At 64.7% G+C, this 20,242-nt stretch carries 22 protein-coding genes; 12 read left to right on the top strand and 10 right to left on the bottom strand.

Annotation, left to right across the window (positions count from 1 at the left end; translation table 11 throughout):
• Nucleotides 1-50: 50 nt before the first annotated feature.
• Nucleotides 51-1,088: a selenide, water dikinase SelD gene (selD, locus tag GGR36_RS05575; protein ID WP_183632755.1), complete on the top strand. Its 1,038-nt coding sequence runs from the start codon at nt 51-53 to the stop codon at nt 1,086-1,088.
• Between the two features lie 24 nt (nt 1,089-1,112).
• On the opposite strand, the gene GGR36_RS05570 is transcribed toward selD, so the two are convergent.
• Complete coding sequence (locus GGR36_RS05570) at nt 1,113-1,715, bottom strand: arylesterase (protein WP_183632754.1); 603 nt, start codon at nt 1,713-1,715, stop codon at nt 1,113-1,115.
• Between GGR36_RS05570 and GGR36_RS05565 the strand changes: the two genes are divergently transcribed.
• Nucleotides 1,702-2,415: an ABC transporter ATP-binding protein gene (locus GGR36_RS05565; RefSeq protein ID WP_183632752.1), complete on the top strand. Its 714-nt coding sequence runs from the start codon at nt 1,702-1,704 to the stop codon at nt 2,413-2,415. The genes GGR36_RS05570 and GGR36_RS05565 overlap by 14 nt on opposite strands.
• 27 nt (nt 2,416-2,442) lie before the next feature.
• Here the strand turns inward: GGR36_RS05565 and GGR36_RS05560 are convergent, their stop codons facing one another.
• From GGR36_RS05560 to GGR36_RS05535, 6 genes are all read right to left on the bottom strand, one after another.
• A complete protein-coding gene (locus GGR36_RS05560; protein WP_183632750.1) occupies nt 2,443-2,754 on the bottom strand; it encodes a hypothetical protein in 312 nt (103 codons plus the stop codon).
• Nucleotides 2,755-2,782: 28 nt separating this feature from the next.
• Nucleotides 2,783-3,172, bottom strand: a complete 390-nt coding sequence (locus GGR36_RS05555; RefSeq protein WP_183632748.1) for a tautomerase family protein — start codon at nt 3,170-3,172, stop codon at nt 2,783-2,785.
• A 44-nt stretch (nt 3,173-3,216) separates the two neighbouring features.
• Nucleotides 3,217-4,824: a phosphonate ABC transporter, permease protein PhnE gene (phnE, locus tag GGR36_RS05550; protein WP_183632745.1), complete on the bottom strand. Its 1,608-nt coding sequence runs from the start codon at nt 4,822-4,824 to the stop codon at nt 3,217-3,219.
• Nucleotides 4,815-5,630, bottom strand: coding sequence for a phosphonate ABC transporter ATP-binding protein (locus GGR36_RS05545; RefSeq protein WP_183632743.1), 816 nt, complete (start codon nt 5,628-5,630; stop codon nt 4,815-4,817). Before GGR36_RS05545 ends, phnE begins: the two co-directional genes overlap by 10 nt.
• A 70-nt stretch (nt 5,631-5,700) precedes the next feature.
• Nucleotides 5,701-6,570, bottom strand: coding sequence for a putative selenate ABC transporter substrate-binding protein (locus GGR36_RS05540; RefSeq protein WP_183632735.1), 870 nt, complete (start codon nt 6,568-6,570; stop codon nt 5,701-5,703).
• Nucleotides 6,571-6,867: 297 nt separating this feature from the next.
• Nucleotides 6,868-7,509, bottom strand: coding sequence for a DUF4136 domain-containing protein (locus tag GGR36_RS05535; RefSeq protein WP_183632733.1), 642 nt, complete (start codon nt 7,507-7,509; stop codon nt 6,868-6,870).
• Nucleotides 7,510-7,619: 110 nt separating this feature from the next.
• Between GGR36_RS05535 and GGR36_RS05530 the strand changes: the two genes are divergently transcribed.
• Nucleotides 7,620-8,378 (top strand): pseudouridine synthase, encoded by a 759-nt coding sequence (locus GGR36_RS05530; RefSeq protein ID WP_183632731.1) that lies wholly within the window; start codon nt 7,620-7,622, stop codon nt 8,376-8,378.
• On the opposite strand, the gene GGR36_RS05525 is transcribed toward GGR36_RS05530, so the two are convergent.
• The 3 genes from GGR36_RS05525 to GGR36_RS05515 form a co-directional block, all read right to left on the bottom strand.
• Nucleotides 8,356-9,609 carry a hypothetical protein gene (locus GGR36_RS05525; RefSeq protein WP_183632729.1) on the bottom strand — a complete coding sequence of 418 codons (1,254 nt, stop codon included), beginning with the start codon at nt 9,607-9,609 and terminating at the stop codon, nt 8,356-8,358. The genes GGR36_RS05530 and GGR36_RS05525 overlap by 23 nt on opposite strands.
• Before the next feature lie 87 nt (nt 9,610-9,696).
• Entirely contained in the window at nt 9,697-10,524 is an 828-nt protein-coding gene (locus GGR36_RS05520) for a crotonase/enoyl-CoA hydratase family protein (RefSeq protein WP_183632727.1), read from the bottom strand.
• Between the two features lie 381 nt (nt 10,525-10,905).
• Nucleotides 10,906-11,115, bottom strand: a complete 210-nt coding sequence (locus tag GGR36_RS05515; RefSeq protein WP_183632725.1) for a hypothetical protein — start codon at nt 11,113-11,115, stop codon at nt 10,906-10,908.
• A gap of 243 nt (nt 11,116-11,358) precedes the next feature.
• Here GGR36_RS05515 and GGR36_RS05510 point away from each other — a divergent pair, with 243 nt between their 5' ends.
• The 9 genes from GGR36_RS05510 to GGR36_RS05470 all read left to right on the top strand — a co-directional run bounded on the left by GGR36_RS05510 (nt 11,359) and on the right by GGR36_RS05470 (nt 20,212).
• Nucleotides 11,359-12,366 (top strand): sulfate ABC transporter substrate-binding protein, encoded by a 1,008-nt coding sequence (locus tag GGR36_RS05510; protein WP_183632723.1) that lies wholly within the window; start codon nt 11,359-11,361, stop codon nt 12,364-12,366.
• A 226-nt stretch (nt 12,367-12,592) separates the two neighbouring features.
• Nucleotides 12,593-13,120, top strand: coding sequence for a rhodanese-like domain-containing protein (locus GGR36_RS05505; RefSeq protein ID WP_172196544.1), 528 nt, complete (start codon nt 12,593-12,595; stop codon nt 13,118-13,120).
• A gap of 36 nt (nt 13,121-13,156) precedes the next feature.
• Nucleotides 13,157-14,131, top strand: coding sequence for a cysteine synthase A (cysK, locus tag GGR36_RS05500; protein ID WP_183632722.1), 975 nt, complete (start codon nt 13,157-13,159; stop codon nt 14,129-14,131).
• A gap of 58 nt (nt 14,132-14,189) precedes the next feature.
• Nucleotides 14,190-15,152 carry a serine O-acetyltransferase EpsC gene (gene epsC / locus GGR36_RS05495; RefSeq protein WP_183632720.1) on the top strand — a complete coding sequence of 321 codons (963 nt, stop codon included), beginning with the start codon at nt 14,190-14,192 and terminating at the stop codon, nt 15,150-15,152.
• Nucleotides 15,153-15,186: 34 nt separating this feature from the next.
• Nucleotides 15,187-15,402, top strand: coding sequence for a helix-turn-helix transcriptional regulator (locus tag GGR36_RS05490; protein ID WP_338086624.1), 216 nt, complete (start codon nt 15,187-15,189; stop codon nt 15,400-15,402).
• 99 nt (nt 15,403-15,501) lie between these two features.
• A complete protein-coding gene (locus tag GGR36_RS05485; RefSeq protein WP_172196552.1) occupies nt 15,502-16,431 on the top strand; it encodes a family 2A encapsulin nanocompartment shell protein in 930 nt (309 codons plus the stop codon).
• The gene (locus tag GGR36_RS05480; protein ID WP_183632718.1) at nt 16,406-18,274 is read left to right on the top strand and encodes a family 2A encapsulin nanocompartment cargo protein cysteine desulfurase; all 1,869 of its coding nucleotides are present in this window, start codon (nt 16,406-16,408) and stop codon (nt 18,272-18,274) included. The genes GGR36_RS05485 and GGR36_RS05480 overlap by 26 nt, the downstream gene beginning before the upstream one ends.
• A 298-nt stretch (nt 18,275-18,572) precedes the next feature.
• On the top strand, nt 18,573-19,169 hold the full coding sequence (ssuE, locus tag GGR36_RS05475; protein WP_183632716.1) for an NADPH-dependent FMN reductase: 597 nt from the start codon (nt 18,573-18,575) through the stop codon (nt 19,167-19,169).
• A 77-nt stretch (nt 19,170-19,246) separates the two neighbouring features.
• Entirely contained in the window at nt 19,247-20,212 is a 966-nt protein-coding gene (locus GGR36_RS05470; RefSeq protein WP_183632714.1) for a sulfonate ABC transporter substrate-binding protein, read from the top strand.
• Nucleotides 20,213-20,242: the final 30 nt, after the last annotated feature.

Genomic DNA, 20,242 nt, shown 5'->3' with positions numbered 1-20,242 from the left:
GGGTGACGGCGGACGGGTAAAATCCGGCGATTCTCCGCCGAGGTCCGGACATGGAAATCAAACTGACGCAATTTTCCCACGGCGGCGGCTGCGGCTGCAAAATCGCCCCCGCCGTGCTTTCCCGCCTGCTGGCTGCGGCCCCGGCAGGGCTGGTTCCCGCCGAATTGATGGTGGGCAACGAAACGTCGGACGATGCCGCTGTGTATCGTCTCAACGACACGCAGGCCCTGGTCGCGACCACCGATTTCTTTACCCCGATCGTCGATGACCCTTACGACTTCGGGCGCATTGCTGCGACCAATGCAATCTCGGATGTCTACGCCATGGGTGGCCAGCCGATCCTGGCGCTGTCGCTGCTCGGCATGCCGCTCGACAAACTGCCGCTGGACGTCGTCGGTCGCATCCTCGAGGGTGGCGCGGCGGTCTGTCGCGAGGCCGGCGTCCCGATCGCGGGTGGCCATTCGATCGATATCCCGGAACCGATCTATGGTCTTGTGGCGCTGGGAATCGTGCACCCGGACCAGGTCAAGCGTAACGCCGACGCCCAGGCAGGTGACGTACTGATCCTCGGCAAGCCGCTCGGCGTTGGCGTGCTGAGTGCTGCGCTGAAGAAAGGGCGCCTGGATGATGCGGGCTACGCCGAAATGATCCGCCACACCACCAAACTCAATCGGGTAGGCACTGCACTCGCAAAGATGCCGGCGGTGCATGCACTGACCGACGTCACCGGTTTCGGCCTTGCCGGGCATCTGCTCGAAATCGCGCGGGGTTCGAAGCTTGCCGCGCTCGTTTCGTTCGAGGCTTTGCCGCTGATCGAACAGGCGATTGCGTTTGCCAGGGAGGGCATGGCAACCGGGGCCTCGGGCCGCAACTGGAACGGTTACGGCGCCGACGTGCTGACACCGGACGGTTTCGAAGCCTGGCAGCGCGTGCTGGTGACCGATCCCCAGACCTCGGGTGGCTTGCTGGTAAGTTGTGCGCCGCATGCCGCCGACGCCGTTCTGGCTGCGTTCCGTGACGATGGCTTCGGGGAGGCCGCGGTGATCGGTCAGTTGGTCGAGGGGCCCGCGATGGTGCGGATCGGCTGATCGCGCCGGCGCTGCCATCCCTTCCTAGCGCTTGAGCAAGGGCCGGATGGCGGGCCACACATTGTCCAGCAGGCGGGGCTGGGCGGCCGGGGTGGGGTGAAGGCCGTCGGCCTGGAACCATTCGCTTGTCTGCGCGAATCCATCCATCAGGAAGGGCACCAGTGCCGCGCCTTCCGTTTTTGCGACGCTGGCAAAGCTGCCGTGGAACTTTTCGGTGTAGTCGGGGCCGTAGTTCGGGGGCAGGCGCATGCCGACGATCACGACCTTCGCGCCGGCTTGTCGCGCCGCGCGGGTCATTTCGGTGAGGTTCTCCTGCATCGGCTTGAGCGGGAGTCCGCGCAGGCCGTCGTTGGCGCCCAGCTCCAGCACCACGACGTCTGGCTTGTGCTGGGCAAGCGCGGCGGGAAGGCGTGTGCGCCCGCCGGCCGTTGTTTCACCGCTGACGCTGGCATTGACCACCTGTTGTTTGAAGCCTTGTTGCTTCAGGCGCGCCTGCAACAGGGTCGGCCATGCCTGATCGGCGCGCATGCCGAAACCGGCCGAGAGGGAATCGCCAAACACCAGCACCGTGCCCGCGTGGCACACTCCAGACCAGAGAAGACAGAACAAAGCGATGATGCGCAACATGAACCCGGATACCTCGCCCGTATTGGAAGCAGTGGATTTGCTCAAACGCGTCGACGGTGTCGACGGCCCGCTCACAATTCTGCAGCAGATCAGCTTCGCGGTTGATGCGGGCGAAACGATCGCCATCGTCGGCGAATCGGGTTCGGGCAAGAGCACGCTGCTCGGACTGCTGGCGGGGCTCGATGTTCCCACCTCGGGAGGCGTCAGACTGCGTGGAAACGAACTGTTTTCGCTGGACGAAGACGGGCGTGCCGCGCTGCGTGGCGAATCCCTCGGTTTCGTGTTCCAGGCGTTCCAGCTGTTGCCGGCACTGACCGCGCTTGAAAACGTGATGATGCCGCTGGAACTTGCAGCGCGTCGTGACGCCGCTGTCGTCGCGCGACGCTGGCTCGACCGGGTGGGGCTGACTCACCGCACCGGGCACTATCCGAAGCACTTGTCCGGTGGCGAGCAACAGCGTGTGGCGCTGGCGCGCGCGTTCGCGGTGCAGCCGGCGGTGCTGCTCGCGGACGAACCGACCGGGAACCTCGACGCCGTTACCGGCGAGCAGATTGCCGACCTCATGTTCGACCTGAACCGCGAAGCCGGCACCACGCTGGTTCTCGTGACCCACGATGAACGACTCGCCGCGCGCTGCGGCCGGGTTATCCGCATGGCGGCCGGACAACTCGTCAGCGACAGCCTGCGCGCAGTGGCGTAAGCGTGCAACGACGATGACTGATTAACGTCAGCCTTGAGGCGCCTCGTTCAGCCAGCTTTGATGCGCTGTAACGCTGTGGCCAAACCCGGCGGCAAGCAGCACATCGCGCCAGTCGGTCTGCGCCAGTTTGATCGCTTCGTCGAGCTTGTCGAGTGAGCCTTGGCTGAGCTTGAGTGCCGCCGCGCGCACGCGCTCGAGGCCGACGTCGCCTTGCGACGCGATCAGCGGAAGGGCGTCGCCGCAGCCCGTTTCGAGCGCTTGAATGGCCAGGACGGACTGCTCGTCAGTGAAGAGTTGCCGTACCTTGCGCTGCAATTGTGGCGACAAGGATTGCGTCATGCGGAGCCCTCCAACGCTGCATGTGTGCTCAGACATCCAGCCGGAAACCGAGCTCGACGTCGCACGCAGCCTGACCGCCGCGTATGCCCCAGTTCTCAAGCGGCGCCTCGTGAACGACGACCAGCACATCATTTGCCGCGATCCCGAGTGCGCCGAGATTGCGGACGATGGCACTGTACAGCGCGCGTTTCGCATCGACTGAGCGCCCCGCGAACAGCGTAATTTCCACCAGCGTATAGTTCTCGCTCTTGCCCGGCGGTACATGGAAGTGTTCCGGCGGCAGCGAGTAGAAGCGGATCTGGCGATCGTCTTCCGGCACCTTCAGGGCTTCGCGTTGCGCCTGGTAGATCGCTTCAATGATGGCCTGGACTTGCTCGGGCGCCCAGACTCGGCGGGTTTCGATGCGGGCGAGTGGCATGGCGGTGTTTGCTTCCGGTTGTGGGCTGACAGGGGCGGGCGACTTCAGCCCATGCGGCGACGCAGGCGCGCACTGGCTTGATCGACCAGGAGTGCGAGCAGGAGCATCGCGATGATCACGCTGCAGGCATTATCGAGGCGGAACAAAGACAGTTCGAAGTACAGCAACTGACCGAGCCCGCCGGCGCCGACGAAACCCATCACGGCCGCCATGCGGATATTGATCTCCCAGCGATACAGCGTGTAGGCAAGCCACTGTGGTGCGACTTCGGGCAACGCGCCGTACAGGAAGGCAAGGGCACGCGGGGCACCGCTGTTGCGCAGCGCGATCTCGGCGGCGGGTGGTGCGTTTTCCAGCGCCTCGGCGTAGAGGCGGCCGAGCACGCCGCCGGTGTGCAGCGCCAGTGCCAATGCGCCTGCGAAAGGGCCGAGCCCGGCGGCGAGCACGGTGAGGGTGGCCCAGACCAGTTCGGGCACCGCGCGCAGCAGATTCAGCACGAAGCGCGTCAGCGCCTTGGGCAGTGTCCCGTTGCGGCCAGCGGCGGGCAGCGCCAGCGCGACGGCCATGCAAGCCGCGAGCAGGGTGCCGACCAATGAGGTGGCAAGGGTTTCCAAGGCTCCGCTGCCGATCTTGGCGAGCAGGGCAGGGTCTTGCGATGGCGGGATGAATTCGCGCAGGAAGCGGGCGATGTCGCTGCCTGCCCGATCACTGAGCAGTGCGCCGAGGTCAAGACCGATATGGCGCCACGACGCGATGCAGACAAAACCCGCAAGCGTGACGAGCCCCCAGGCCGTGATCCAGCGCTGGTGGCCCTGCGCCGGCGCGGCCGCCATCCAGCGTCGCAGCACGCTGGAGAGCGCATCGGAAAGCAGCACCAACAGCAGAAAGGCGCTGAGAATGCTGGCGATCTCGCCGCCATTGAAGGCCTTCATTGACTGGTCCATCAGTTGGCCCAGCCCGCCGGCGCCAACCAGCCCCATCACGACGGCAGCACGCAGTGCGCATTCCCAACGATAGACCGTGTAGGAAATGAGTTCTGCAGCGGCGTTCGGCAGCAGGCCATAGGCCAGGGCTTCGAACCGGCTTCCACCGGCGGCGAGAATCGCTTGTGCCGGGCGGCGATCGACCGAATCGAGGATCTCGCCGAACACCTTGGCCAGCATGCCGCCGTAGGTCAGCGCCAGCGCCAGCACCGCCGCGCTTGGGCCGAGGCCGAAGACACGCACGAACAGCAGCGCCCAGACCAGTTCCGGAATACCCCGCAGCAACAGCGTCAGCGCGCGCAGGGTCTGACGCACCGCCGTGCGCCAATGGCTGCTCTCGGCAGGCCCGATTGCACTGATCGAAAGCGACACGGCACTGCCGATGGCCAGCGGCACCGCGATCAGCAACGCCAGCAGGGTGCCGACCGTGGCGATGGCAAGGGTTTGCAGCAGCGCATCGCCGAGCAGGCCAAGGAAGAAGCGGTCGTGCGCGAGGGGCCAGAAGCCGGACAGGAAGCTGCCGACCACGCGCAGATTTGCGGGTTCGACCAGTGCTGTGGGATTGACACCCGCCAGGTGCCCCAGCGGCCACGCGAGTACGCAGGCGAAAAGACCAAGCAGCAAGCGCCCGGCCAGCGCCGGGTCGCGCGCGTCGCGCTTCAGCAGCATGGCAACCCGGTCGCGAGCACGCGTGGCGCGCCGTCAAACGGGGCGGGAGACGGACCAGGCGTAAGGCGTTCGGAGGCGTACAGCGCCTTGAGATCCTCGTCGGTCACTTCCGCGGTAGGTTTGTCGAATGCGATGCAGCCCTCGCGCACGCCGACGATGCGCGGGAAGCGCGCGAGCGCGAGTTCGACCGCATGCAGGCTGGCGACCAGTGTGGCGCCGCGTTGGCGCGCATCGTCGCAGAGCACGGCCAGCGTGTGATCCGCCAGCACGGGGTCGAGCGCCGAGACCGGTTCGTCGGCGAGCACCAGTGCAGGCGCCTGGTAGAGCACACGAGCGATGCCAACGCGTTGCAATTGCCCGCCCGAGAGCTGATCGCAGCGTTCAAACAGCTTGTCCTGCAGATCGACGCGCTGCAGCGCGGCACGCGCGCCGGCAATGTCCTGCGGCACGAGCAAGGACAGCAAGGACTTCCATGTGGGCCACCGGCCGAGTCGGCCCGCAAGCGTGGCGGTCACGACACGCTGCCGGGGCGGCAAAGGGGGCGCTTGATGCACCATGCCGATGCGGCTGCGCAGAAGGCGCAGGCGGCTGCGACCGATCTGCCAGGGGTGCGCGCCGTTGAGTTCAAGCACGCCGCCGCCAGGGCGCAACGCGGTGCCAAGGCAGCGCAGCAAGCTGGTCTTGCCTGCACCTGACGGGCCGATGATCGCAAGTTGCCCGCCGCTCGCGAGCGTCAGGTCGACGCCGGCAAGGCCGGGTTGATGGGCGCCATACGCGACGCGCAGGCCGGAAATGCGGATATCCATGGTGCTGCCTGAAGCTGGAAGACAGGCCCCGGCTGCGCGTTCGACGCGACCGGGGTACTCGGACAGCTGATCAGCGCAGCAGGCCAGCGGCCTGCGCCGCCTGCTCGATGCTCAAGTAGTTCTCTGCCTTCGTCGGCACGAAGCGGCTGGCGCGCTGGAGCGCCATGATTTCCTTGTGTTCCGGGTTTGCCGGGTCGAGCTTCAGGAAGGCTTCGCGCAGCTTCTTCGCGATAGTGGCGTCGAGATCGCCGCGCACCGTCCAGTTGTAGTCGAAGTAAGCCGGCGTCGTGGTGAACACACGGACCTTGTTGGTGTCGACCTTGCCGCTCTCCACCAGCTTGTCCCACACCGAGGCGTTGAGCACGCCCGCATCGGCACGCCCCGACGCGACAAAGGCGACGGTGGCGTCATGGGCCCCGGAGAAGGCAACGGTCTTGAAGTCCTTTTCAGGGTTGAGGCCAGCCTGCTGCAGGAAGTAGCGCGGCATCAGGTGACCCGAGGTCGACGATGCCGAACCGAAGGCGAAAGTCTTGCCCTTGAGGTCAGCGAGCGTCTTGATTGCCGGGTCGGCGGTGATGAAACGGCTGGTGAACTTCTCATCTTCGGCACGCTGGACCAGCGGGATCGCGGTGCCGCCGGTGCGCAACTTCGCCTGCACGAAGGTAAAGCCACCCAGCCAGGCCAGATCGATGCGCCTGGCGGCGAGCGCCTCGACAACCCCTGCGTAATCAGTGACCGGTACGAAGCTCACCGGCATGCCGAGTTCCTTTTCGAGGTACTTGCCGAGTGGCGCGAACTTGCGCTGCAACTCGGTCGGCGCTTCGTCCGGAATGGCGGAAACCTTGAGTTCCTTGACCTGGGCGAAGGCGGGAAAGGCAAGCGTCGCGAACGCGAGCGCCGCCAGGCCACGCGATGCGTGGCGACGGAATAGGGTCAGCATGTTGGCTCCAGAAAAACCACCCTGGCACGGGGCCTTGCCTGCCGGGGCTTACTCGTTGGGATCTTGCGTCGGGGCGGTACTCAGACCGCGGGCGGATTATAGCGGTGGCAAGGCGCGCCAAGCGCCGCATGTGCGTTGGTGTCGAGTCGTCGCTCAAGGGAAGTCGACAGCGGGTGACTCCGAGATGTCGCTCGCAGCACGTCGGTAACAACTTTGTGAGGTCGATTACTCAGGCACGCATGCCGCCCGAGGGCAAACCGTGCCTGAATGCGGAGGCTGGATTCGTTGAGTTGTGGATCACTTCGCCGGCGGTGCGGCGATCAAGCGCTGTTCCCGAAGCGCGCCGATCACGATCTTGGCCAGCTCCGCCGTCGATTTCTTGATGCTCTCGGGGTCGGTGGTTTCGCTCAGACCTGACCACAGGACCTTGCCTTCGGTCGCGGGCCACAGGTTGGTCTCGATCGTGACGATGTCGTACTGATATATGCGCGGTTCGCTGACCACCGTCGCGGCGCCGTAGTAACCCCAGAAGCTGCGATACCCATAGGCGGGCATCACCGTCATCGTGCCGGGCGAATACTGTGTGCGGCGTTCGGTACGCAGCGCGCGTGCGACCAGGATGCCGTCGGCGCCGGACTTGGCGACAGCGTCGCGCATTTCTTCGACCGAGCGCTGCGGCTTGTCGGGCAAGAGGCGATAGCCGGGGATGGCGGCAACGCCCGCATCGCCCAAGGCCTTCGCGAAATCGTCCTCGAAGACGCGGCGCGCGGCAATTTCTTCCGACACGCCGATGACCACCAGCTTCTTCATCGGCGGTCCCTGGTAATCGCTGTCGCGCCATGCGCTGGTGAGGCGCGTCGAAGCGCAGCCGGCAAGAATGCTCGAAGCGAGCAGAGCAATGGCAATCGTGCGCGAGAGTCGGGCGATGAAAGCAGGCATGGCGAAGGTCCCCGGTGCGAATGGCGCAAGTATCCCGCTTGCAGCGACAGCCAGGCAATACACCACGCACGCCGGTAACATCCGGAAACTGTTTGCCTGGCGCCGAAGCGATGCTCAAGCTGCTCTACCACGACGAACACCTGGTCGCGATCGACAAGCCTGCCGGCCTGCTGGTGCATCGTTCCGTGCTCGATCGTCACGAAACGCGCTTTGCGGTGCAGCTGCTGCGCGACCAGATCGGGCGCAGGGTGATCCCCGTCCATCGGCTCGACAAGGGCACCTCCGGCGTTCTGGTGTTCGCTTTCGAGCGCGAGGTTGCAGCGACGCTTGCCGCGCAGTTCGAAACCCGTGCCGTTGAAAAACGCTACCTTGCAGTCGTGCGCGGCTGGCCCGACGAGGGCGGCGTGATTGCGCATCCGCTGAAAGTTGTGCGTGACGAATATGAATTGCCGATCGACGCGCTGGTGCCCGCACAGGAGGCGGTCACCGCTTACCGCCGGCTCGCGACGGTCGAACTGCCCGTTCCCGACGATCGTCACCCGAGCAGCCGCTACGCGCTGGTGCTGCTCTCGCCAGAAACCGGGCGCCGCCACCAGATCCGTCGTCACCTCAAGCACATCTCGCATCCGGTGATCGGCGATGCGACGTACGGCAAGGGTCGCCATAACCGGATGTTCGCCGAACACTACGGCTGCGCACGCCTGCTCTTGCACTGCGCGCGCATGACGCTGCAGCACCCGCACAGCGGTGCCCCCTTGGTGCTGGCGGCGCCGCTGAGCGGTGCGTTTGCCGAGCGGGTGGCCGAATTCGGCTGGTGCGAGGCCCTTGCCGGATGCGGCATGCCGCTCAGCGACCCAGAATCCCCTTGAGCAGATCAAGCGCGCCGGGCGCCTCCTGTTTCGGCTGTTTCTGCGCCGGGTCTTCGCCGCGCATCGCATTGCCCATGCCGGGCATGCCCAGCATGGTGTTGGCGACTGACTTGACGCGGATGCGCGCAGACCAGTCGGGTTCCCAGGCGATCTTCGGGTCACTCGGACGCGGCGGATAAGCGAAGGACGCTTCGCTGCCGTAGGCGATCATCCGCAACATGGCACCCTTGTCGCCGAACACTTCTTTCGGGATTGCGCATTTCTGCGTGGAGGGGGCGAGCAGTACTTTCTCGGTGAGCCATTTGTCGACGGCGGGATTGGTCTGGTAATCGAGCAGGCCGAAGCCCGTTTCCGGCACCTCACTGGAAGACCAGAAGACGATTTCCTGTTCGCCTCGCGCGCCCATCGCCGAGAGGAAATACGCCCGTGCCGTTGGCAGCACTGCCCATTCAAGCTGCGTCGCGGTGCCCGCGTCGTGCTGGCGCAGATCGATCTGGGGCATGAAATCCTGTTGCGCGGCAATGGCGATGCGGAAGCCCTCTGGCACGCCCTCGCCGCTGAAGCTGTGCTCGCCGACCAGCGATGCGCCCTCCGGCACCTTGCGCGTATCGCGAGTGTTGGGCCACACCGGCCGGCCAGGCGCCTGGTGTGCACCGCGCTGGGTAGCACGGCGAGCCTGGAAGAACTTGGCGAAATCGTTGGGCGACGCGGTCGCCATGTCGAGCACCTTGGGCTGACCGTTGCGCACGGTTTCGCTGCAGCCCCAGTAGAAATAGATCTTGCCCTTGGGGCGTTCCATCGGTTCCGGCTCGCTGACCTCATCATCGGTTTCGGGAACCGGGCGCGGTTTCTCCGGAGGAGTCGCAAGCAGCGCGAGGCTGGGCGCCAGTTTGCTGCCCGCCGGCACGGTCTGCGTGCCTTCAGTGAGCGACGGGTTCCGGCGCGTGGCAAGCGTCACGTCGAGCCAGCGCCCGCTGCTGCCGGCCTGGGTCATGCCGAATCTGTTGCCGCCGTCCTTCTTCCCGCCGAAGAGGCTGGAAAGGCCGCCCATGACGTCGCCGCCCGGCATGCCGCCCATCATTCCTGAAAAGGTGGCGACGTCGATCCAGGCCTGTGCGACCGGGGGCTTCACGACCTGTGCCGTCTTGGCGGATTTGCTCTGTGCCACGGCATTGCCGGCCAGACCCACCAGCACGCCGCCGACTGCGGCGGCCATCAAGGTGCGACGCATATCCTCTCCCTCTAACGAGTGAAATCACAGTTTCATTCTGGATCGCAGCGGCTGGATTACCAGTCGCCATTGCCAGGAAACGGGCTTTCAGTCGCGATAACGGGGCGGCCGCTTCTGCATCATTGCGAGGGCGCTTTCTTGCAGATCTTCGGAAAGCAGGGCGGATGCATTCCAGCTTGCTACGTAGCGCAGCCCATCCTCAATCGAGTGGTCGCGCCCGTATTTGAGCATCTCCTTGGTCCCGCGCACGGCCAGAGGGGACTTGGCTGCTATTGCAGCCGCGATCTCGGCGACCCCTTGCTGCAGCGTTTCCGGCGTTTCGAAGACGCGGTTGACCAGGCCGAAAGCCGCGGCTTCAGCGGCGAGCACGTTGCGCCCCGTGTAGGCCAACTCGCGCGCGATGCCGTCCGGAATGATGCGCGGCAGCCTTTGCAGCGTGCCCACATCGGCCGCCATGCCGATATCGATCTCGCGTACCGAGAACACTGCGTTCTCACTGGCGTAGCGCATGTCGCAGGCGCTGATGATGTCGACGGCACCACCGATGCAGGGGCCATGGATCGCGGCGAGTACCGGCTTGCGGCAGCGCTCGATGCTGCTGACGCAATCCTGCAGATCAAGAATCAGGTGACGCAGCAGTTCCTGGCTGCGCGCCAGATCCGCATGGCTGACGCGCTCGCGAAGTCCAGCCATCATCGCGAGGTCGATCCCGGTAGAGAAGGCGCGGCCGTTGCCGTGCAGCACGACGACACGGACTTCGGGCGTTCTGTCGGCCCAGGCAAACGCGTCGCGCAGTTCGCGCCACATGCTCTCGTTCAGCGCATTGAGCTTGTCGGGTCGGTTCAGCGCAACGCGTGCGACGCCGCTCTCGTGCGAGAGGATGAGGGTCTGCAGGGCAGGGATGTTGTCACTCATGGCATGGGCCTCCTCGTTCTGTGGAAGTGGTGGGCTGCAAACGAGGGGGGAGCGCCCATGCACGGCGCCGGGTTTGACAGCTGATGGCGGAAAATAGCATGTGCCCGCTCGATCCTGGCCGCTTGCTCCGGGACGGAAGGGGCACTTCAATTCGGCCGAGTCGGGTGTTTGACCCTGTGGGGCGTCGCGCGGGCGAGGGTTGCCACAGACGGCATCGCCGGTGTGTTTGAAACGCTATTGCGTGTGACGTGCGCAACACGGGAAGTTGCGGTAAATCTGGCGGGGGAGGGAGGGGAACACTGCGCAACGGCGTCTCGTGAACGCTGTGCGGCAGATCTCCTGGGGTGGCGGTGGGTATGTGCCCTGGCCGACTCGCGCGTTTCAGCGCGCTGCGGCGACCACGGTGGCGGGCTTTTTTGCCGCTTGCTGGGTGTTCGGCTGCGATTGCGCTTTTGCGACCATTTGCGGTTCGACGCTCTGGCGGCCAAAGCTTGCGCCGACGAAAACGTTGCCGGCAGTGGTTACGGTAAGAGCGATGAAGGCGACTGCAAGGATCGAATTCATCTGGTCATCGAGGCGACTGGGTTTCATGACTGACTCCATTTCTGCTTCGTTTCCGGGGGGCGCTGACGAGATCATCAACGTGGCGACAATTTAGGCTCGGCCAGATGGCGGCACGATGACGCTGGTCGCAGCCAGAAAGTGACCTTTTCACAGTTGGCCGCCCGGTTTGTCACTTGGGGGTAAAAAGCAATCCAGAATTTCTTGGTTAGCCTGGCGTGGCGGTATCGCTAGAGTCACCCCACCCGATAACGAACGCCAACGAGGCCCCCAATGCACGTCAACTACCCCCGCCGCACCCTGATCGCGCTTGCGATTGCCCTGGGTACCATCGGCACCGCCTGGGCTGATACGACCCTGTTGAACGTCTCTTATGATCCGACCCGCGAGCTCTACACGGACTACAACGCGGCATTCGCGAAGTACTGGAAGGGCAAGACGGGCGAGACCGTCACGTTCAAACAATCCCACGGCGGTTCGGGCAAGCAGGCGCGCGCCGTGATCGATGGCCTCGATGCCGACGTGGTGACCTTGGCGCTGGCCTACGACATCGACGAGATCGCGGCGCGCGCGAAGTCGCTGCCGCCGGATTGGCAGAAGCGTCTGCCGAGCAACGCCTCGCCCTACACGTCGACGATCGTGTTCCTGGTGCGCAAGGGCAACCCGAAGAAGATCACCGACTGGGCGGATCTGGCACGCAGCGGTGTCGAGGTGATCACGCCCAACCCGAAGACCTCCGGCGGCGCGCGCTGGAACTACCTTGCCGCATGGGGCTATGCGCTCAAGCACACCGGCGGCACCGACGCCAGTGCGCGCGATTTCGTCAAACGCATCTACTCGAACGTCAAGGTGTTGGACTCCGGCGCGCGCGGCGCCACCACCACCTTCACCGAACGCGGCATCGGTGATGTGCTGATTGCGTGGGAGAACGAGGCCTACCTCGCCGTGAAGGAGCTCGGCCCCGACAAGTTCGATATCGTCACGCCGTCGATCTCGATCCTCGCCGAACCGCCGGTCTCGGTGGTCGACAAGGTGGTCGACAAGAAGGGCACACGCAAGGTGGCGGAGGCCTACCTGCAATACCTCTACTCGCCGGAAGGCCAGGACATTGCCGGCAAGCACTACTACCGCCCCCGCGACGCCAAGGCTGCGGCGAAATACGCCAAGCAGTTCGCGCCGGTGAAGCTCTTCACCATCGACGAGGTGTTCGGCGGCTGGCAGAAAGCGCAGAAGACGCACTTTGCCGACGGTGGCGTGTTCGATCAGATCTACGGCAAGTAATCCTGATCTCCCCAGGCACAAGCGGCCCGGCATTTGCCGGGCCGTTTTCTGTTTACCGCGTCCGTCGTGGGCGAATCCCATATCGCGAATATGGGAATGAACGGAAATTGACTAAGTACTGGAATTTTTCTTGGTTCGCGTGTGAGCGCTGCGCGCCTACGCTTTCTCCATCGCGCGCTTTGCCGCGCTGAACGCCCCGCCTGGCGGGCGATTCGTGGAGGAAGACATGGCCCTCATCGCAACATCCCAAACCAGCCCGCTTGCCGCGAACGGCTTTCGCGCGACCGCAAGCGGTTCGGAACCGTCGGCCGCTGCCGAAGCGATCCTTGAGCGTGCGCGTGCCGCGGCGCGAGACGCCGGCCTGCCCTATGCGGGGCGGGTTACGCCGCAGGAGGCCTGGGCGCTATTCAGCGAAGGTGCCGCGCTGTTGGTCGACGTACGTACCGCAGAAGAACGCAAGTTCGTTGGTCATGTGCCCGAGACGCTGCATGTGGCGTGGATGACCGGCACCTCGCTTATCCGCAATCCGCGTTTTGTCCGTGAGCTTGAAAGCAAGACAGGCAAGAACGCCGTCGTGCTGTTGCTGTGCCGCAGCGGCAAGCGTTCGGCCGACGCCGCCGAGGCCGCCGCGAAGGCGGGCTTCGCCAACGTATTCAACGTCCTCGAAGGCTTTGAGGGCGATCTCGATGCCTCGCAGCAGCGCGGCCGCGTTGGCGGTTGGCGCCTGCACGGTCTGCCTTGGGTTCAGGACTGAACGATTCGCGGATTCCCGCCATTTCTGGAGCGCAACATGTCGAACTGGTTTGCTGACAACTCCCTGTCCATCGGCCGCACGCCGCTGGTCAAACTCAACCGCATCCTCGACGGCGCGCCGGCCACGGTGCTGGCAAAGATCGAGGGCCGCAACCCGGCCTACTCCGTCAAGTGCCGTATCGGCGCAGCGCTGATCTGGGATGCCGAGAAGCGTGGGCTGCTTGGGCCGGGCAAGGAGCTGGTCGAACCAACCAGCGGCAACACCGGGATCGCGCTGGCGTTTGTCGCCGCGGCGCGCGGTATTCCGCTCACGCTGACGATGCCTGAGACGATGAGCATCGAGCGTCGCAAGTTGCTGCTTGCCTATGGTGCGAAGCTGGTGCTGACCGAAGGCGCGAAGGGCATGAGTGGCGCGATCGCGAAGGCCGAGGAAATCGCTGCATCCGATCCGAAATACGTGCTGCTGCAACAGTTCAAGAACCCGGCCAATCCGGCGATTCACGAGGCTACGACGGGCCCGGAGATCTGGCAGGACACCGAGGGCGCGATCGACATTCTGGTCTCGGGTGTCGGCACTGGCGGCACGATCACCGGCGTAACGCGCTACATCAAGGGTACGCAGAAGAAGGCGATCCAGTCGGTTGCCGTTGAGCCGGCCGCCAGCCCCGTCCTGACGCAGACGCGCAATGGCGAGCCGCCCAAGCCCGCGCCGCACAAGATCCAGGGTATCGGCGCGGGCTTTGTGCCGCAGGTGCTGGATCTTTCGCTGGTGGATGCGATCGAGCAGGTCAGCAACGAAGAGGCGGTGGAGTACGCGCGGCGCCTTGCCCGCGAGGAAGGGATCCTCTCCGGCATCTCTTGCGGCGCGGCGGCTGCGGTTGCGGCCCGCCTGGCGAAGAAGCCCGAGAACGAAGGCAAGACGATCGTGGTCGTGCTGCCGGATTCGGGGGAGCGCTATCTGAGTTCCATCCTGTTCGACGGCGTCTTCGACGCGAGCGGGTTGCCCGTATGAGAGCCCGTCCTCGGCCGTCGAAGGGCGGCAGTCGCGCAACAGCGAAGAGGGCTGCACGATGAGCGACGAGGCCACCGTCTCCGCGCATCTGCTCAGCGCGCAGCCCAACTGGGACCTCGATCGCGTGGTCGCAGGGCTGCGTGAGGCTCGCGACACTTGGCGTAGCGCGCAGCGGCGCGGGCGCGATTTCGGCGGTAGGGAGCTTCCCTCGCGCAGCGCCCTCAACGAGATCGCCGCCGCGCTGTGCGGTGCGCTGTTTCCGATGCGCCTCGGGCCCGCCGATCTGCGCCAGGAGAGCGAGGACTTCTACGTCGGCCATACGCTGGATGCGGCCCTCAACAGCCTGCTCGCGCAGGTGCGGCTGGAACTCAAGTACGCGGCGCGTGAAGCACCGTCCAGCCCGACCGAGCTTGAATTGCGTGCGGTTGAAATCGTGCGCAGTTTCGCGAGCCTTTTGCCGGCTGTGCGCCGCCTGCTCGATACCGACGTGACCGCAGCGTTCAACGGCGACCCGGCAGCTCGCACCGTGGACGAAGTGCTGCTTTGCTACCCCGGCGTGCTGGCAGTGATTCATCACCGCCTGGCACACCAGCTCTATCGACTGGGTGTGCCGCTCATCGCCCGGATCGTGTCGGAAATCGCGCACTCGGAAACAGGCATCGACATCCATCCCGGCGCAACGATTGGTGAGAGTTTCTTTATCGACCACGGCACAGGTGTCGTGATCGGCGAAACGGCAGTGATTGGTAATCGCGTGCGTCTATACCAGGCGGTGACTCTGGGCGCCAAGCGCTTCGAGCAAGACGCGGACGGCAACTTGCTCAAAGGCGCACCGCGTCATCCAGTGGTCGAAGACGATGTCGTGATCTACGCCGGCGCAACCATCCTTGGTCGCATCACGATTGGCAAGGGCTCGTCAATCGGCGGAAACATCTGGCTCACGCGCAGCGTGCCACCGGGAAGTCATGTAACGCAGGCCAACACGCGGCAGGAAGTGATCAACGATGGCGCGGGAATCTGACACAGCACTTGATGCAGCCCTCTTTGGGCGCGCCGTGCGGCTACTGCGTGGCGAGCGTGGTTGGTCGCAGGAGTTGCTCGCCGAGAAGGCTGACCTCAATCGCACCTACGTGGGTGAGGTGGAGCGCGGCGATGTGGTGCCCTCAATTCTCACTGCGGCAAAGCTTGCCGACGCCTTCGGTGTGCGGCTCTCGATCGTGATGGCCCGTTGTGAGTCCTTGGCTCGGCCCCGCGAGTACACACACTTTTGATGGCGATAGGCGGTTGAGACGGTCAAGGCCGTGTTGCAAGGTGAGCGATTGGAAATTTAGTGCAGTTCATTTCAAGATTTTGCATAAGGAGTAGCGTTCATGGCTGACCACCAAAGCATTCCGACCGCGCTGGGCGATAACGCCGCCCGCCAGTTGGCGAATGCCACGAAGACCGTCCCGCAACTGTCGGTAATTTCGCCGCGTTGGCTGGTCCATCTGCTGCAGTGGCTGCCGGTCGAAGCCGGTATCTACCGGCTGAACAAGGTCAAGAATCCGGCCAATGTGCAAGTCGCCTGTTCGCAGCGCGACGAGTCGGAACTGCCGCAGACCTTCGTCGACTACGAGGAACAGCCGCGCGAGTACTTCCTCAACGCGGTCACGACGATCCTCGATGTGCATACCCGCGTATCGGATCTCTACAGCAGCCCGCATGACCAGATCAAAGAGCAGCTTCGCCTGACGATCGAGACGATCAAGGAGCGTCAGGAATCCGAGCTGATCAACAACCCCGATTACGGTCTGCTCGCCAACGTCGCTGAAGAGCAGCGCGTGTTCACGCTGACCGGCGCGCCGACGCCGGACGACCTGGACGAACTGATTACCAAAGTCTGGAAAGAGCCTGCCTTCTTCCTGACCCACCCGCTGGCGATTGCCGCCTTTGGCCGCGAGTGCACCCGCCGTGGCGTGCCGCCGCCCACCGTCAGCCTGTTCGGGTCGCAGTTCCTGACCTGGCGTGGCATCCCGCTCATTCCATCGGACAAGGTGCCGGTTGTTGATGGCAAGACCAAGATCCTGCTGATCCGCGTTGGCGAAAAGCGCCAGGGCGTTGTTGGTCTGTTCCAGCCGGGCCTTGCCGGCGAACAGAGCCCGGGCCTGTCTGTGCGCTTCATGGGCATCAACCGCAATGCGATCGCGTCCTACCTGATTTCGCTGTATTGCTCGCTCGCGGTGTTGACGGACGACGCGCTGGCAGTGCTCGAAGACGTGGAGATCGGCAAGTACCATGACTATCCCGACACCTACAAGTGAGGGGCTCGCGGGCCTTGCGCCCGCGGCGCCGCCGGGCTTGCCGGATGTCGGAACGCTTGCGCGACTTGCGGGTGAGTTCTTTGCTGCGCTGCCGGGTACCACGCCGCCGAATTTCGACGGCTTCAGTGGCAGTACGCTGACTCAAGCGCAGGCGCCGGAGCCCCGGCTCGATCTGGCAGGTCGCGCACCGATGTTCGCGCCCTCGGCTGCCGCGCCGACCGGTATTCCGGAGTCGCTGCCCGAGGCTTCGCCAGCCGCCGGCCGTGCCGGCGGTGCGTCGCTCGGCGTGCCGGAGGCCTACGCCGCGGCGCTGCCCTCGGTCACGCCGCCGCAGGTCGCAAGCGCAACGCCGACGACCTCGCCGTACTACTTTCTCGGTGACGCACAGGCGCTCGGCGCACAGCCTCAGGTCGAAGTGCCGCGGGATGACCGTGTTACCGCCCAGTCCTTCGGCTTGCCCGGTGAATCCGAACTGCGTGCGCTGCTCGCAGGAACCGATTCGCCGCGAGCGGTTTCGCCGGAAGCAGCACGCAGCGCGCCCGGCTACTACTTTGTCGATCATGTGGCATTGCCGCAGGAGCCGCCGCAGGTGCAGCCGCAGGTGCAGCCGAGCGGGCATCCGCCGTTCGACGTCAATGCCGTCCGCCGCGATTTCCCGATCCTGCAGGAGCGTGTCAACGGCAAGCAGCTGATCTGGTTCGACAACGCTGCGACTACACACAAGCCGCAGGCGGTGATCGATCGGCTGGCGTACTTCTACGCGCACGAAAACTCCAACATCCACCGTGCCGCGCATGAGCTTGCCGCGCGGGCGACGGATGCGTACGAGGGCGCGCGAAAGAAGGTTGCCAAATTCATCGGCGCGAGTTCGGTGGAAGAGGTGATCTTCGTGCGCGGCGCGACCGAGGCGATCAACCTCGTCGCGAAGACCTGGGGGGTGCAGAACGTCGGTGCCGGTGACGAGATCGTCGTGTCGAACCTGGAGCATCACGCCAACATCGTGCCCTGGCAACAGCTCGCGGCGCAGGTGGGCGCGAAGATCCGCGTGATCCCGGTGGACGACTCAGGCCAGATCCTGCTCGAGGAATACCGCAAGCTGCTCAACGACCGCACCAAGCTCGTGGCGATCACGCAGGTCTCCAACGCGCTGGGTACGATCACGCCGGTGCGCGAGATCGTCGCGCTGGCACACAGCGTTGGTGCCAAGGCGCTGGTCGATGGCGCCCAGTCCGTGTCGCACATGCGTGTCGATGTGCAGGCGCTGGATGCGGACTTCTTCGTGTTCTCCGGGCACAAGGTGTTCGCGCCGACTGGCATCGGCGTGGTCTACGGCAAGCGCGATATCCTCGAGAAGATGCAGCCCTGGCAGGGCGGCGGCAACATGATTGCCGACGTCACCTTCGAGCGCACGATCTACCAGCCACCGCCCAACCGTTTCGAAGCCGGTACCGGAAACATTGCGGACGCAGTGGGTCTTGGGGCTGCGATCGATTACGTCGAGCGTATTGGCCTGGAGAACATCGCGCGCTATGAGCACGATCTGCTGGCGTATGCGACGCATGCACTCAAGCCGGTGCCGGGCGTGCGGCTGATCGGCACTGCCGCGGACAAGGCCAGCGTGCTGTCCTTCGTGCTGGCGGGTTATCGCACCGAAGAGGTGGGTGAAGCGTTGAACCGTGAAGGCATTGCGGTGCGCTCCGGCCATCATTGCGCCCAGCCGATCCTGCGCCGCTTTGGACTTGAAGCGACGGTGCGTCCGTCATTGGCGTTCTACAACACCTGCGCTGAAGTCGATGCGCTCGTGTCGGTCGTGCGTCGGCTGTCGAGCAACCGCGCACACTGAGTCGCGACAGGAGCAAGGCCCCGTTCGCCCGCAAGGCGACGGGGCCTCTTTCATTCTCGAGGTCGATGTGGATGCCGCGGTTAGCACCCGGTCCGTCTGGCACAAGCCGAAGGCGATGAATCTCGCTGTGTCGCGACCGGCGGCGGATGAATACGCAATGCAGAAGAAGGGTGAAATGCTTCGCTGAATTCCTTGGTTCGCGATGCGCGCCGCATTGCCTAGATTGCGGACTCCGCAGCGGTGTTTTCCGTTTGCGAGGCCCGCGTCCTCGGGCGTGATTCACCAAGGAGAAAGCAACGTGAGCATCTTGACCATCGCAGGCAGTCCATCGGCTGACTCGCGTTCAGCGAAGCTGCTGGCCCATGTTGGCAACGCCATTGAGGCCGCCGAACTGGACGTCGCGACGCTGTCGCTGCGTAGCCTGCCGGCTGAAGCGCTGCTGCTGGCCGATCGCAGCCACCCGGCGATTGTTGCTGCGCTCAACGCGGTGGCGGACGCAAGTGCGATCGTGCTGGCGACGCCGATCTACAAGGCAGCCTACAGCGGCCTGCTGAAAACCTTTCTCGATCTGCTGCCGCAGCGCGGTTTCGAGGGCAAGTTCGTATGGCCGATTGCATCCGGCGGCAGCCTCGCGCATGCGCTGGCGATCGACTATGCGCTGCGCCCGGTGTTGGCGAGCCTCTCGGCCGCGCAGATCGGCCGGGCTGTGTTTGCGCTGGACAGCGAAATCGGCAGCGATTCCGGCGGCGGGCTGCAGCTCGCACCGGCGCTTGCGGCGCGGCTGGACGACGGCGTCAACGCACTGGCGCAGCACCTTGGTGCGTCACCCCGCGTTGCCAAGCTGAACGCGTCGCACGGGTTCATGCGTTTCTCGCCGGCGCGTTGCAGCGCCTGAGCGCCCCCTTCGACTTCGAACGAGTCGCGCCGGTGCAGGCGCGCACACATCCTCACCCAGTACTACGGAGAATCCGAATGTCCGTCTTCAATCAGTATCGTCGCCAATTTGCCACGGCCAGCCTGGCGCTGGCCGCCGCACTCGTCGCGCCGGCCACGCTTGCGGAATACAACCCAAAACTGCTGCGCATCGGCTTCCAGAAGTCCGCCAGCGTGCTGTCCTTGCTGAAGGCGCAGGGCACCGTCGAGAAGCAGCTCGCGGGCAAGGGACTGGAGATCAAGTGGGTCGAGTTTCCCGCAGGGCCGCAGTTGCTCGAAGGCTTGAACGTCGGCTCGATCGACTTTGGCTACGTCGGTGAGGCGCCGCCGATCTTCGCGCAGGCCGCAGGTGCGAACTTTGTCTACGTCGGCTACGAACTGCCTGCGCCGGCAGCCGAAGCGGTGCTTGTGCCCAAGGCCTCCCCGATACGCAGCGTTACCGATCTGAAAGGCAAGAAGATCGGGCTCAACAAGGGCTCGAACGTGCACTACCTGCTGGTCAAGCTGCTCGAAAAGCACGGCCTGAAGTACAGCGACGTCCAGCCCGTCTTCCTGCCGCCGGCTGACGCGCGTGCCGCCTTCGAGCGTGGTGCGATCGACGCGTGGGTGATCTGGGAACCGTTCCAGTCGGCCGCCGAGAAGCAGATCGATGCCCGAATCCTCGCGGACGGGCAGGGGGTGGTCTACAACCACGCCTTCTTCCTCGCCGAACGCGAATTCGCGGAAAAGCGTGCCGACGTGATCCGCATCCTCTTCGATGAAGCGCACAAGCTCGGCCAGCAGATCAAGAAGGACACGCGCGCCGCAGCGGCGCAGCTGACGACGCTGCAGGGGCTGGATCCGGCCGTGATCGAACAGGCACTGAACCGCTACAACCTGAGCGTGAGGCCGATTGACGACGCGGTGCTGGCCGAGCAGCAGAAGCTCGCCGACACCTTCTACGACCTGAAGTTGATTCCGAAGGCGATCCAGGTCAAGGACGCCACGCTGCCGGCGCGTCGCTGAGCGCGAAGTCATCGCAGACAGGAATGAACG

Source organism: Niveibacterium umoris, from assembly GCF_014197015.1.
In the GTDB taxonomy this organism is placed as follows: Bacteria; Pseudomonadota; Gammaproteobacteria; order Burkholderiales; family Rhodocyclaceae; genus Niveibacterium; species Niveibacterium umoris.
This window is presented reverse-complemented; position numbering and strand designations above follow the sequence as displayed.